Origin of the sequence: Novosphingobium barchaimii LL02, from assembly GCF_001046635.1 — a bacterium.
In the GTDB taxonomy this organism is placed as follows: domain Bacteria; phylum Pseudomonadota; class Alphaproteobacteria; order Sphingomonadales; family Sphingomonadaceae; genus Novosphingobium; species Novosphingobium barchaimii.
The window spans coordinates 742852-756836 of record NZ_KQ130453.1 but is presented as its reverse complement, the minus strand read 5'-3'; the positions used below and the strand labels follow the sequence as shown (position 1 = coordinate 756836).

The 13985-nt window shown below is 63.6% G+C and carries 12 protein-coding genes; 3 read left to right on the top strand and 9 right to left on the bottom strand.

From position 1 onward, the window contains the following. The first annotated feature begins 77 nt into the window (after window positions 1-77). Together V474_RS09950 and V474_RS09945 are read left to right on the top strand one after the other, a co-directional pair. Complete coding sequence (locus V474_RS09950) at window positions 78-1325, top strand: MFS transporter (protein WP_059151332.1); 1248 nt, start codon at window positions 78-80, stop codon at window positions 1323-1325. An 89-nt stretch (window positions 1326-1414) separates the two neighbouring features. Continuing rightward, the gene (locus V474_RS09945; RefSeq protein WP_236711094.1) at window positions 1415-2152 is read left to right on the top strand and encodes a GntR family transcriptional regulator; all 738 of its coding nucleotides are present in this window, start codon (window positions 1415-1417) and stop codon (window positions 2150-2152) included. A gap of 57 nt (window positions 2153-2209) precedes the next feature. Here V474_RS09945 and V474_RS09940 read toward each other — a convergent pair whose 3' ends face one another. The 6 genes from V474_RS09940 to V474_RS09915 form a co-directional block, all read right to left on the bottom strand. Beyond that, window positions 2210-3223: a zinc-dependent alcohol dehydrogenase family protein gene (locus V474_RS09940; protein WP_059151331.1), complete on the bottom strand. Its 1014-nt coding sequence runs from the start codon at window positions 3221-3223 to the stop codon at window positions 2210-2212. Continuing rightward, complete coding sequence (locus V474_RS09935) at window positions 3220-4137, bottom strand: polysaccharide deacetylase family protein (protein ID WP_059151330.1); 918 nt, start codon at window positions 4135-4137, stop codon at window positions 3220-3222. Before V474_RS09935 ends, V474_RS09940 begins: the two co-directional genes overlap by 4 nt. Beyond that, window positions 4134-5036, bottom strand: a complete 903-nt coding sequence (locus tag V474_RS09930) for a polysaccharide deacetylase family protein (RefSeq protein ID WP_236711092.1) — start codon at window positions 5034-5036, stop codon at window positions 4134-4136. Before V474_RS09930 ends, V474_RS09935 begins: the two co-directional genes overlap by 4 nt. Continuing rightward, complete coding sequence (locus tag V474_RS09925) at window positions 5036-5716, bottom strand: isochorismatase family protein (protein ID WP_201786019.1); 681 nt, start codon at window positions 5714-5716, stop codon at window positions 5036-5038. Before V474_RS09925 ends, V474_RS09930 begins: the two co-directional genes overlap by 1 nt. Before the next feature lie 123 nt (window positions 5717-5839). Next, complete coding sequence (locus V474_RS09920) at window positions 5840-8062, bottom strand: TonB-dependent receptor (protein ID WP_059151329.1); 2223 nt, start codon at window positions 8060-8062, stop codon at window positions 5840-5842. 93 nt (window positions 8063-8155) lie between these two features. Next, the gene (locus V474_RS09915; RefSeq protein ID WP_059151328.1) at window positions 8156-9421 is read right to left on the bottom strand and encodes an MFS transporter; all 1266 of its coding nucleotides are present in this window, start codon (window positions 9419-9421) and stop codon (window positions 8156-8158) included. 172 nt (window positions 9422-9593) lie between these two features. Between V474_RS09915 and V474_RS09910 the strand changes: the two genes are divergently transcribed. After that, window positions 9594-9887, top strand: a complete 294-nt coding sequence (locus V474_RS09910) for a DUF1330 domain-containing protein (protein WP_059151327.1) — start codon at window positions 9594-9596, stop codon at window positions 9885-9887. A gap of 48 nt (window positions 9888-9935) precedes the next feature. Here the strand turns inward: V474_RS09910 and V474_RS09905 are convergent, their stop codons facing one another. From V474_RS09905 to V474_RS09895, 3 genes are all read right to left on the bottom strand, one after another. After that, a complete protein-coding gene (locus V474_RS09905; protein ID WP_059151326.1) occupies window positions 9936-10460 on the bottom strand; it encodes a hypothetical protein in 525 nt (174 codons plus the stop codon). A 138-nt stretch (window positions 10461-10598) separates the two neighbouring features. Further along, window positions 10599-11366, bottom strand: coding sequence for an SDR family NAD(P)-dependent oxidoreductase (locus V474_RS09900; RefSeq protein WP_059151325.1), 768 nt, complete (start codon window positions 11364-11366; stop codon window positions 10599-10601). Window positions 11367-11442: 76 nt separating this feature from the next. After that, window positions 11443-13572 carry a TonB-dependent receptor gene (locus tag V474_RS09895; RefSeq protein WP_059151324.1) on the bottom strand — a complete coding sequence of 710 codons (2130 nt, stop codon included), beginning with the start codon at window positions 13570-13572 and terminating at the stop codon, window positions 11443-11445. Between the last annotated feature and the right edge of the window lie 413 nt (window positions 13573-13985).

The window sequence follows — 13985 nt, the reverse complement described above, 5'->3', positions numbered from 1 at the left end:
ACTGTGTCAGGATCGATGACTTGTCCAGTACCCGGGACACCCCCTCCGACAGGCGATAAAGAGTGAGGTCGAACACCATGGAATCCCCTTCATCGGCTCTGCAACCACGCGATGGACGTGCGGGCTGGGTGGTGGTCTTCGCGGCCATGATCGGGCTGGCGATGGGGCTCAGTCCGCTGCCGTTCTACACCGTCGGCATGTTCGCGCCGGAGCTTCAGAGCGCGTTCGGGTGGACATTCGCCTCGCTGATGGGCGCGATTACCGTGCAGTCGTTGGTGGTCATGGCGACCGGGCCGATGGCCGGCTTCGCGGTTGACCGGTTTGGGCCGCGTCCGGTGGCGCTGGTTTCGTTGGTGCTGTTCGGGCTGACCTTCATGAGCCTGTCGCTCAGCAACGGTAACCTCTGGATCTATTACGCCCAGTGGATGCTGATGTCGGTGGTGGGCGCGGGCACGCTGACGGCGACCTGGACTTACACCGTCAACGGCTGGTTCGAGAAACATCGCGGGCTCGCGATCGGCGTCGCCAGCACCGGCACGGGCATTACCGGGTTTCTGGTCAAGCCTTTCGCCGCGTGGCTGATCGGCGATTTCGGGTGGCGCACCGCCTTCGTGGTGATTGGTGCGCTGCCTATCGTGGTCGGCGTGCCGGTTGTAGCGCTGCTGTTTCGTGAACGCGGGGAGAGGGCGGCAATTAACAGTACAGCCCCGGCCATCGTGGAAGGCGGGGCGACGCTGCGCGAGGCGCTGCATGACCGCCGTTTTTGGGTAATGACCTTTGCATTCCTGCTGATTGCCTTCGCGCTCACCGCGCCGACGCCCAATCTCGAAAACATCCTCAAGACCCGACACTTCGCGCTGGCGGAGATCGGTGCGATCACCGCCGGGTTCGGGCTTTCAGTGATCGCCGGGCGCGTGATCGGGGGCTGGCTGCTGGACCGGTTCTGGGCGCCGGGCTGCGCGCTGGTGATCCTCGCCATGCCGGCGCTGGGTAGCTTCATGCTCGCCCAGCCGCAGGTGGATACCTCTCACGCGGTGCTTTCGGTGATCGCGCTGGGGCTTGGTGCGGGTTTCGAGTTCGACCTGCTGGCCTACCTGATCGCCCGCTATTTCGGTCGCCGCAACTATGGGACGATCTATGGCTGTTTCTACACCGTAATCGCGTTCGGCGGCGGGCTTGGGCCGGTGGTCTATGGCTGGGCCTTCGATACGATGGGGCGATACGACGTCGCGCTGATGGCCGGGGTCGGCTGCCTTGTGGCGGGAGGAATATCGCTGCTTGCCATGGGCCGTTATCCGATATGGCGGGAGGAGCCTGCGGCTTGACTAAGCAGGGGCTGGCCCCGAATAGCAGGGAAAGCCGGAATTCCAGCGCGCCGCGTGAAAGTTCCGAATCGGCCTTCCGGGGGAAATACGTGCTCGACCGCGCAACGGCAGTGCCGCTCTATCACCAGATCTACCTGATGCTGCGCGACGAGATTCTCAGCGGCCAGCGGCCTTATGGCAGCGCCATGCCGACCGAGGCCGAGGTATCCGAATTCTACAGCGTATCGCGGATCACCGCGCGCCGGGTGCTGAACGATCTGGCCGATCAGAACTACGTCGAGCGCAAGCGCCGCCTTGGCACGCGGGTGGTGTTCAAGTCTCCCGCCAAACCGCTTGAGGCGAACATCAACCAGGCTGTGGATTCCCTGCTGGCGCTGGGACAAGGCACCACCGTCAACGTCATCTCGGTGGAAAAACGTGAGGCGACCGCCACCGTCGCCAGCGCGCTGCAACTCGAAGTAGGCGCCGACGTGATCCGCGCAGTGCGCGTGCGCTGCCTCGACGGCGTGCCGATCGGCTACGTCGTCAGCTATGTGCCGGGCGCGCTGGAGGCGATCGTCAACGAGAATTCGCTGGTACGCGCGCCGATCCTGAAACTGCTGGACGACGCGGGCTTCCGCGCCAAGCACGCCGAGCAGACCATCGGCGCGATGCTGGCCGACGTGCTCTGCGTGGAGCGGCTTAACGTCGAGCCGCTTTCCGCCATCCTGCGGATCACGCGCACGGTCTACGATGGGCAGGACAAGCCGTTCCTGCGCACTTACGCGCATTACCGCTCAGACCGCTTCAACATCCGCATGGACCTGCAAAACCCCGGCGGCGATTGAACGAAAACGCCGGCCCGCATTGGCGGACCGGCGTTTTGCATGCGATTGCCTGACTGATCAGGAAACGCGGATCAGCACTTTGCCTAGGTGGCTGCCCGACTTCAGGTATTCGCAGGCGGCCACAGCCTCGTCGAAACCGAACACGCGGTCTACCATCGGGGAAAAGGGGTTGGCTTCCATGGCGCGCAGCAGGCGCACCAGCATGCCGCGGCTGCCTGCGGCGATGCCCTTGATGACAAGGTTCTTGCCGATGATCGCGCCGTAGTTCGGCAACGGTCCGTCAGCTGAGCCCGCGCCGACAATGACGATGCGGGCATTGACCGCGCAGGCGTTGATTGATTGCGGCAGGGTGTGCTGGCCGCCGGTCTCGACGACGATGTCGGCCCCGCGACCGCCGGTCTGCTTCATCAGTTCGGCTGCCCAGTCGGGGTTTTTGCTGTAGTTCACCGTAAAGTCGGCGCCAGCCTTGCGGGCCTGTTCGAGCTTCTCGTCGCTGGACGAGGTGATGGCAACGAAAGCGCCGTTGGCCTTGGCGATCTGCAGCGCGGCCATCGCGACGCCGCCGGTGCCCAGCGCGACCACAAGATCGCCCGCCTTGACCTGGCCCACTTCGGCGACCGCATGCCATGCTGTCAGCGTTGCGGCGGCCAGCGCGGCAGCCTGTTCATCGGCCAGGCTCTCGGGCACGCGGACAAGCGCGGATGCGGGGACCTTCAGGTATTCAGCCATCCAGCCGTCCTGGGTGATGCCGACGTCGGCCCCGAAGTAGCGCATGTCGAACGGCCCGTCGCCCCAGGCGATGAAGTGCGAAAGTACCGCGCGGTCGCCCACGGCGATGCCGGTCGCACCTTCGCCGAGTGCGACAACTTCGCCGATGCCTTCGGAAAAGGGCACGCGGTCTTCCGGCTTCTTCGCGCCGTAGCGGCCTTCGAGGATTTGCAGGTCGCGGTTGTTGAGCGAAACATAGCGGACCTTGAGCACCGCTTCACCGGGACCGGCCACGGGATCGGGGCGGGTGACGGGGGTGAGCGAGGACAATCCGGTCTGGGCGCCGAGCTGATAGGCTTTCACATTTGACTCCTGAAGCTGTCGAGAATGTCCGATCCGCGCGCGAACCATGTCTGGGGGCGCGCGGCGAGTTCTGCCAGCAGGCGCTCGAAGGCGTCCATGCGGTAGGGAAGACCCATGATGTAGGGTGTGAGGTGCAGCGGCAGCAGGCGTGCGCCGCCTTGCGCTTCGGCTTCGGTGCTCAGCCAGTCGTGCGCGTCGAGCATCTGCTCAGCGTAGCTGTCTACCGACTGCTGCTGGACGTTGAGGATCTGTCGGTCCGACAATTCGTGGTTCAAAGGCAGATTGACGAGGCCATTGGCGAAGGCCCAAGGCAGTTCGTCGTTCGCCCAGTCGCAGCAATATTCGATCCCGGCTTCGACCAGCAGGTCGGGCGTGGCGAAGCTTTGCGAGCGGGCGATGGAGAGCCAGCCGCGCGGGGCCGCGCCCGTCACGTCGCAAAGCGCAGCGATGCTGTCCCGGATGAGGGCGCGTTCGTCCTCCACCGGCAGGGTGGAGGCGATTGTGCCGTTCATGTCGGTGGAATGGGCGATCACTTCGTGCCCGGCCTCCGCCACGTCGCGGATGATCGAGGGGTAGCGCTGGGCGATGGCGCCATTCGCCGCGACCGAAACCTTGACGCCCGCCTTGGCGAAAGCATCGAGCAGACGGTAGAAGCCGACGCGCGTACCATATTCGCGCGAAGTATAGTGCCGGTAGTCGGGATAGGCGGTCTGCATGTGCCCCGGCGCCCGGAAGGGCGTGTCGCTTGGCGTGATCGGGAACCATTCGAGGCTGACGACGATCCAGGTCGCAACGCTCTTGCTGCCGGGCCATGCCAGCGGTTTGCGGTCCGGCAGGGCGGAATAGGGATAAAGCCCGTGGTCGTAGCCCAGGGCGCGCCTGGGGTATTCGAGATAGCTGGGGTCGAGGGTCATGCGGCTGGCTCCCCGGTGTGGACGGCTCTCCACGCATCGGCGATGTCGCCCGAGCGGGTGATCCAGGCGCGCCCATCGGCGGCGATGTGGCGCAGAACTTCCTCGAAGGCGCCGATGCGGTGCGGCTGGCCGATCAGGTAGGAATGCAGCGGTATGCACATGACAGTGCCCGAAGGCTCGGCGGCAAGCCGTTCGTACTGGCGGATCAGCGTCCGCGCATATTCGCGCGGGCTCATGTTGTAGATGAAGAAACCGTAGTGGTCGTTGACCTCGAGGCTGTAGGGCATCGAGATCAGATCACCGCTCGCTGTGTTGACGCGCTGGGGCTGGTCGTCGTGGTAGAGGTCGCAGGTATAGTCGAGCCCGTACTGCGCGATCAGGTCCAGCGTGCGCGGCGTGTGGGTGAGCGCCGGGGCCAGCCAGCCGCGGATCGTCTGGCCGGTTGCCTCGCGCACGGTGCGGATCGAATCCTCGATGATCGCGCGCTCCTGCGCCTCGTCCATGCCGTAGGAATAGCGGGTGTTGTAAATGCCGTGGCTGAAGAATTCCCAGCCGCGCTCATTGGCATCCGCCACGACTTCAGGGTGGTGCTGGCACAGCGCCACCGAAAGGCTGACCGAGCCGGGAAAGCCGTGCTTGCTCATTACGTCGGCCATGCGCCAGTGGCCCACGCGGTTGGCATGGTCGCGGTGCGCATAGCCCACCACGTCGGGGTGCGGCTTTGCCCAGGACTTGCGGTGCGGGTTCGCGGGGGGATCGATCTCGTAATATTCGAGATTGGGCGAAACCCAGACGGCCACCTTCTTGCCATCCGGCCAAGAAAATGGCGGGCGGTCCCGGTAAGGGCTGAAGTCGTAGAGGCCGGGGTCGGCCTGTCCTTCCTGCATTCCGGCGCGCATCAGCGGGCGTCCAGCCAGTCAATCACGGTCTGCACCGGCTCGACGTCCGCATACTTGAGCTGGAGGTCGGTCAGGTTGGCGAAGTGATAGCTTTCGTGCTTGTCGGCGCAGGTTTCGATCGGGACAATGGTGCGGTAGCCACGGCTGAGGCTATCCACCGCCGTTGCGCGGATGCAGCCAGAGGTCGAGCCGCCGGTAATGACCAGTGTATCGACCTTGTGCCAGATCAGCAGGCTCTGCAGCGGCGTCTCGAAGAATGCCGAGGGCATGCGTTTGTTGTAGACCATGTCGGCCGGGTCGATCTCGCACCGCTCGTCGAAAGCATGGCGGCGGCCGTCGTACTTGATGTTCTGCAGCGAATCCGGGGTGTTCGTGCGTGTCCCCCAGACGCCCGCATCGCTGGCATCCTCGGCGTAGGCGACATGGGTCCAGATCACCGGCATGCCCTTGGCGCGGGCGAGGGCCGAGATCGTATTGGTGTGCTCGATCTGGCGCGGATCGGTCTCGTAGGCGGTCTTGAACTCGTCGATCCGGGTATAGGCGTTCTGGAAATCCACGTTCACGATCGCCAGCTTCTCACCGAAGCCGAACTTGGTGCGGGCTGGATTTGCCATGACTTCCTCGAAGATCTGGCGGGCGGTCTTGCCGTCGCTGACCATCTTCGTACCGACGATGCTCATAGAATTCCTAACTCTGCTTGTCCTTGGGATGCGCGTCTAGACAGGAGGGCGATCCCGGCGCGGTGTCCGCTGGGAGGACAATCTTGTCCGACCTGCGAACACCGCGCCGGGATCATGCGGCGATCAGATCTTGAACTTCACGCGCATCGTGTACCGGCGCGGATCGCCGGGGAAGAGCGAGATGAAGTTCGCGGTGACGGTCTTCTGGTCGGTCAGGTTCGATACCTCGAACGAGATTTTCATGTTCTCGCTCATGGTGGTGTAGCTGACAGCCGCGTCGACGAAGTCTTCGGTCTGCGTCGTCGTGGTGTTGAGCAGTGCGACCCAGTAGGGCGAATTGTGCCGGTAGGTTACGCTGGCGCCCAGCATACCGTCCAGCGCCTCCACCGGAACCTCGTAAGCAGCGCCGCCACTGAACTGGAAGGTTGGCACGCGCACCGGCTTGAAAGCGGTGGTCAACGTGGTCGAAGTGGGTACGATGTAGGTATATTCGCCGTGCATGAACGAGGGGTTCGCGAAAAGGCTCAAATTGCCGAACTTCGCCGTGCTCTCGATTTCGATGCCATAGGCTTCGAACGTGCCGGCATTGAACGGTAGCTGCGCGATCGTGCCGGTGATCGGGCTGTTGACGGCTGCAGTGACCTGCAGGTCCTTGGTCCGGGCGAAGTAGCCGGTGGCGTTGAAGCGCAGCTTGCGGCCGAACAGTTCCGACTTGACGCCTCCTTCGAAAGACCAGGTCTTTTCCGGGTTGAACAGCACCGCGTTGGCGGGCGATGCGGTGCCGCCGTTCCAGCCGCCCGACTTGAAGCCGTTGGTGGCCGATGCGAAGATCATCACATCGGGGTTGATCTTGTAGTTGACCGCGACGCGCGGCGTGAACTTGCGGTAGGTCCGCTTGAGCGGGATGCCGAACGCAGCGACATCGCCGCTATCGTAGCCGAAGCCGGGGAATTCCTCGGACGCGAGGTAGCCCACCTTCTTGGTTTCGATCGTGTAGCGCCCGCCGGCAGTCAGGGTCAGCTGGTCAGTGACGTCGAAATCGGCCTGGGCATAGACAGCGCCCGTCTCGGTCTGCGGCAGCAGGTGCTGGTCCTGGATGAGCCGGAATGCGGTGGTACCGCCCGAGAAGCTGGTCTGGCGATCGTCGGACTTTTCCTTGAGGTAGTACAGGCCGGTGACGAGGTGGACGCGGTCATCCAGCAGGTCGGTGTTGTACTTCAGCTCGTGCGACCACTGTTCGTGGGTGCCGTTGTCGGTGATGATGTATCCGGCATACTTGTTGACCGCGCTGCCGTTGTATTCGCTGATGTAGCCCTGGTCGAGATGGCGGTAGCCGAAGATGTAGGTCAGCGAACCGTTGTCGAACGCATAGTTGACGTTGGCGCTCACGGCGATGTTTTCGGACAGGTTGCAGTTGCCCGCCTCGCTCGAAAGCAGGTTCTGCGCGTTGTTGTTGTTGCAGCTGGTCGAGGTCAGGCCCGAGGCGGACTCATAGAACACCGGGCGAGTGGTGGCCGTGGGAACGTAAGGATTGGTGCCGGGCACGTTGCGCAATCCCGCATAAGTACCTGAATTGCGGGTATATTCGGCCGCGACGTCGATGGTCAGGCGGTCGGTGGGCAGCAAGCGGACATCGCCGCGCACGCCGTAGCTGCTTTCGCCGTTGAGCCATTCGCCGGTGGTGATGTTCTTGAGATAGCCGCGATCCTGAACCGCGTACCCCGACAGCTTGGTCAGGATTTGCGAGGTGATCGGCAGGTCGGCGGTGGCCTTGACGGTGTAGCGGTCATACGATCCGCCGCTCATTTCCATCTTCATGCCGGCCGTATCGGAGGGCTTGCGCATGATGACCGCGATCGCGCCGCCAGTGGTGTTGCGGCCGAACAGCGTGCCCTGAGGTCCGCGCAGTACTTCGACGCGTTCTGTATCGAAAAAGGCGTAGTTGTTGGCGTTCTGACGCGCCACGTAGATATCGTCGACGTACGTGGTGACAGGTGCATCGAAGGTTGGTGTCGACTGGCTGTTGCCAAGTCCGCGCAGATAATAGGCGTTGGCCGAAGCAAGGCCCGCATTGTGCTGCGACACCATGCCTGGAACGAATTTCGATGTGGAAATCGCATCCTGCACGTTGAGCCGTTCCAGCATCGCATCGTTGAACGCGGTGACGGTGACCGGTACGTCCTGCAGCTTTTCCTGCCGGCGCTGCGAGGTGACGACGATGTCTTCGAGCCCGCCGGTCTGTGCGCCGGTTTCTGCGGGTGCTTCCTGGGTCTGAGCCTGCGCCTGCACGGAGGCGAGGCTGAGCGGTACGAGTATCGTGGAAAGGAGCAGTCGGTAGTCGGTCATGGCGATTCCCTCATGGAATGGCGACCAGTCGCCGAGGGGTATTGTTATATTCATATATCAATATGTCAATTTATTGACGTGGCCTTCAAAACCTCAGGAAAACCGCGGGTAACGGCCGAGAAACAGGAATCCGGCGGCGCTGATCGGCAGGATTATGGCGCAAGTCAGCAGGGCAGGAGAGAAATCGTGGGCGGCATCGCGAATCATCCCGAAGGCCAGCGGCGCGAAGCCCGCACCCACCGTAAAGCACACGTAAAAAAGTCCGTAGATTGCGGAGTAGGAGCGCATCCCGAAGTATTTGGCGGTAAGATAGGCGACCACGTCGAACTCCACGCCAAGCGCGAAGCCGATCAGGAAGATCGCGAGGCCGGCAGTGGCGGGCTGCAGGTTTCCGCCTGACAGTATCAGGCAGGATGCGATCGGCACGCTCAGGATCACGAAAGCCACCGCCGGCGCCCAGAAACGGTCTAGCAGGAAGCCGCCCGCCAGCCGTCCCGTGATCGAGGCAAGGCCGACCAAGGGTGTGAGCTTGATAATGGTGGCCGGATCGAGACCCTTGTCGCTCAAGATGGATTCGAGGTTGGGCGGTGTCCCGGCCAAGGCGAAAGACAGCGGTATCAGCAGCAAGGCAATCAGCCAGAAGCGCCACTGGCGCAGCGCCTCGCTGCGGGAAAAGCCGGTAAGCGGCGTGAGCGGGCTGCTGGCGGAGCGGACGTCGGCATCGGTGGGGTCGCGGAACAGCAGGAGGGTGACGGGCGTGGCGACCAGAAGCGGCAGCGCACCAAGCGCGGCATAAGCCGTGCGCCAACCGTAGTCCGCGATGACCCAGGCCAGCAGCGGCTTGCAGGCAATGCCGAACAGGCCGGTGCCCATCATGGCGATGCCCAGTGCCAGTCCCCGGTGGCGGTCGAACCAGCGGTTTACCGTGCGGGTGAACGTGATCGGCAGGGTGCCCGCGCCGACAGCCGAGGCTACCCCCCAAGTCACGTAATACCGCGTCAGCGACCCGTCGAGCGTGGCTAGCGAGATGTAGCACAGCCCGAACAGCGCAAGCGAGCAAGCCGAGACGAGCCGGGCGCCGTAACGCTCGCACAATACGCCGGCGACGGGCGCGGCGACCAGAAGCGCCAGTGTCGTGATCGTCAGCCCGGCCATGATCTCGCCCATCGACCAGCCGAAATCCCGGGCCAGATGCGGCGCGAAGATTCCGAACGTATAGAACGGCAAGGTGACCAGTCCGCTGCCGATGCCGATCAGCGAGGCCAGCAGGATCGTCCAGCCCCGCGTGAATTCTCCGCCCTCTGCCGTCGTGGAGGCGCGATGTTGCAACGAGGCCTTGTCGATCCGGTCTGCCTGCAAGTGTCTGCCTTCCGTGAAATGCGCCGAATTGCAGGGAGCCTGTTTCTGGTGCTTATGCCCAGCGCGGGGTGCGGCGGCATCCGCACAGCGGATAGCGGCGGGTGCGCGCTGGCCGGGCCGTGCAGGTTGGAGGGACTATCGCGCGGCAAACACCGATATGGAGAAGTCTATCATGGCCGCCTGGCTCGTCGTCACCGCCCACCTCAAGGATCGCGAGGCGTTCATGTCCTGCGGCTACGCGCAGGCTGCCGCAGATGCGCTGATCAATTACGGCGGAACCTACGTCGTGCGGGCGCCCGGCGGCACGGTCCTGGAAGGCGAAGGCAAGGATGGCGGCTCGGTCGTCGTTTCCGAATGGCCCGACCGCGCGGCCGCGCTGGCATTCTGGAATTCGCCTGAATACACGTCGGCCAAAGTGCTGCGCGAAGGCCTTGCGGACATCTCCGTCACGCTTGTCGGCGCCTGATGAGAAATACTCCTGCCGGTTGATCCGGCAGGAGTGCTGCGCGGCGTATCAGTTGTCTGGCGCGCCGTCGTTGGACCAGTTCTGCCAGTCGCGGCTGACGAAGACCTCGTCGATCAGCGTGCGCTGATAGCACTTGCCGTCACGGAACCACTGCCAGGTGCGCGCGCGGTTGGTGCGCTCGTCGTTGTTCTGGATCATCTCGTAGAGGTAGATGCCCGGCTCGTCGTGGCGGGTCCAGTTGAGGCAGGTGGAACGGTTGAAGTCGTCTGGCTGCATCGTCGCGGCCCAGCCCTTGATGAGGGCGTTGTCCCACCAGATGCGGCCATCCTTGTAGACGGCCGGGAAATCGCGCACTTCGACGCGGCCATCGTCCCAGTAATAGTGATTGGTCTGGTGATAGTGATCGACGCCGTCCTTATTGAACAGGCGGCAGATCAGGCGCGAACGATGCTGGTCGGTCAACTCCCCGGTTTTAGCGTCGTAGTAACGGTACCAGCCTTCCCAAACACCTTCATTGGAGGCGAGCAGCGGCATGGCTTCGCGCACGCCCGGTTCGTTGATCAGTTCTGTCATGACTTCTCCTCTGCATCTCGCTGCGGTAGCTTTGTTATGGAAAATCGGGACCGTCGCGGTCATGACGCATGTCTGCGGTAAAGCGGCCTGCGCGGCTGATGGCTGAACGAACATATCCGTCCTGCGGACAGGGGCGCGTTACGCCCCGGGGATGTTCCCGCCATCTACCGGCAGGTGCACGCCCGATATCGCGCGATTGGCGGGGTCTGAAAGGAACAGCACGGCGCGGGCGATGTCCTGGGGAGAAGCGAGGCGGCCAAGCGGGCTGAAACTTTCCATGCGGCGAAGGAAATCACCGTCATCCTCCCCGTCCTGAAGGTTGCCCATCAACATCGTGGTGGGCACCGCGCCGGGCAGTACGGCATTGACCGTGATGCCGTAGCGTCCGGCGGCGCGTGCAGCCGTACGCGTGGTCATCAGCGCGGCGGCCTTGGACGCGCTGTAGGCGGCGCCGGCGGGATTGGCGGTAATCGACATGCCCGAGCCCATGTTCACGATCGCCCCGCCCCCACGCCCCTTCATGCGCAGGATGGCATGCTTGCAGCCCAGAAACGTACCGTCCGAATTGATCGCGAAATGACGCCGCCAAGTGTCGAGCGGCATGTCCTCGAACGCGATATTGGGAACGTAAATGCCGGCATTGTTGATGAGGATGTCCAGCCCGCCAAGCTTCGCATCGACAAAGTCGAGCAGGTCGGTCCAGGCCGTTTCGTCAGTGACGTCGAGCCTGCGTTCGATCACGGGCCGAGAACTGGCCGCGCCCTGCGCATCGCCGTTTTCGCAGGAAAGATCGGCGCTCACCACGGCTGCGCCTTCCTGCGCGAACGCGGCGACGATGGCCGCGCCGATACCGCCGCGGCCTCCTGTCACCACCACGTTCAGGCCGGAAAAGCGGTCCGTCTGCATTGTCTGAATTCCCAAAGCCGCGCCGGCGCCTGTCAGCCAGGCTTCCCGTCAAGAATGGAAGCCCGGCCGGTAGTCTTTAGAAGCTGTACTTGACGGTGCCGAGCACTGTTCGCGGATTGGCCATCACGCGCGGGTTGATGACGGAGAACCCGAACCCGGTCGTCCAGTAGGTCTGGTTGGCGAGGTTCTTGCCCGCAACCTGGAAAGTCCAGGGGCCGACATCGTAGCCGACAGAGGCGTTGAACAACTGGGTCGCCTTGACGTGACCGACCTCCAGGTTATCCGGCGTCGAGAAATACTGGTCGCGGAAGGCGGCATCGGCGCCGATCTTGGCCGTGCCCGCTCCGACCGGCATCGAATAGTCCACGCCGATCGTGCCCTGGTACTTGGGCAGCGAAGGAGGATCGTTGTCGATCACTGACGCTACCACGGAGTCAGTGGAAAGGTATTTGCCCCAGTTGACCGAGCCGTTGCCCCAGATCTGCAGTCCGGTCACCGGGCGCCAGGCCAGTTCAGCCTCGATGCCCGCGATCCTGACGTTGTAGTTTTCGACCAGGAAGCCGCCGTCGTTGAGGTTCACCGTTTCCTGACGATCGGTGATCTTGTTTAGGAAGCCGGCAAGCGAACCGCGCAGGGTGCGGCCGATGTCGGCTTTGACGCCCGCTTCCCAAGCTTTCGTGGTTTCGGGCCGGTAAGCGCTGGCAAGCTGCGCGGCGGTCGAGGCGAGGCCGTTGTAGCCGCCCGACTTGAAGCCCACGGTGTAGGAACCATAAAGCAGGACGTCGGGCGAGGCCTTGAAGTTGATGCCGAACTTGGGCGTGAACTTCTTGTAGTGATCGCGGCTGACGGCGGGTGTGCCGGCAAGCGTGGCGTCGAGGCTCTTGTCCTCCAGCGTGTAGCGTCCCCCCGCCACAAGCGAGAGTTGGTCGGTGACGTTGAAGGTGAGCTGGCCATATCCCGCCCAGGCATCGGTCGCGGCATGGAACCGGGTCAAGGACGGTGCGAAGAAGATCGTCGAAGTCATGTCCTGATCGCCCTGCTCATGGAAGAAGTAGAGCCCGGCGACATAGTTCACGAGATCATCGGCGAGCGCGCCTGCGACCTGGGTTTCCTGGCTGACCTGCCAGGATTTCGACTTGCTCTCACGCACGAACAGCGCCAGCGGCGTATCGCCGGTGCTGCCGATCATCGATGGGTAGACACCGCCCGAGAAGTCTTCGCCCCAGGAATCCTTCAGGCGCGAGTAGGCGGTGATCGAGGTGATCGTGCCGCCCGGATAGTCTGCGGAAAGGCGCAGCGATCCACCCTTCTGCGTGACCGTGGTATAGGAAGGGAAGGGCGAGAGCACGGTGCGGTAGGAGCCCGAGAGCGGAACGATTTTCCCCTCGTCGTTAGTGACCGTGTTGCTGGCCCACTGCCCGTCGCTCTTGAGGTGGACGTAGAACAGGTTCAGGCGAGCCTTCACCGCATCGCCCTTGTAGGCGAGGTCGAACTGGCCGCCCTGGAAGTCTTCCTTGCCCACCTTGCGGTCGAGCGTGGCGTTGTACTGGCGGCCGCCGTCGCGCGCGCGGACGATGCCGTTGAGCGAGAATGCCCACTTGCCGTCCTTGCTGATCGGCACCGAAAGGTAGCCCTTCACGCGGCGCTCGTTCCAGGTGCCGTAGCCGACCTGCACGTTGCCGGTCAGGGTGTCTGCGGGCTGCTTGGTGATGATGTTGATGGCGCCGGCTGCGGCGTTGCGGCCATAAAGCACGCCCTGCGGGCCTCGCAGCACTTCGATGCGCTCGATCTCGGCGAAGTCGAGCAGGGCGGCCTGCATGCGGGCATTGTAGACATCGTTGACGTAGAGCGCGACTTCGGGCTCCGACATGATGTAGCCGCCATCGGTGACGCCGCCGCCGCGAATATAGGCGGTGAGGCCCGCGCTGCCGCCAGTCACGGCGGTGAGGTTCACGTTCGGCGCAAGGCGGCCGATGTCGGTCGGGGCAAGGACCTGGCGGGTCTCGATCTCGGCAGCGGTGATCGCGGTGACCGAGATGGGCACGTCCTGCAGCCGCTGCTCGATGCGCTGGGCACTGACCACGATATCGCCAAAGCCGCTCTGCGGAGCGTCGGCTTCAGGAGCGGCTTCCTGCGCCATGGTCATGGTCGGAAGCGCACTAATAGCTGTCGCGACCAGCAGCGTCCGCATCACAGACTTGTTCATTTGAAAACTCCGATTGAACCTGAACCTCGCCTTCCATCACCGGGTCGCCCTGCGTCGACTCTTCGGTGTGGCATCCCCTCCTGCGGATTGCAGGTGGGGTGTTCCCCTGCCTGCGGCGCCATTCTGCGGCCCTTGTGACCAAGGGATGCAGGAGCGATGTCCTTGGCCGGCAGCAATCCGCACGGATCACCGCTGGTCGGACACCGGCGGTGCGGAACCTGAATGTCGCGGTTGAGCCAAAAGGTCCACGGTGCGCAGCCCGTGCCGGAATGTTTTTTCCGGCACGGGATGGATCGGGTGGATAATGTTGTCCGGCCGGTCAGGCGCTTGGAGTGGGTGCAGCGGGGTGCACGGGCCGCTGCGAGCCCTGGGGCAAGGGCGGGTCTCCGCCGCTTACTTCATACCAAACCGAT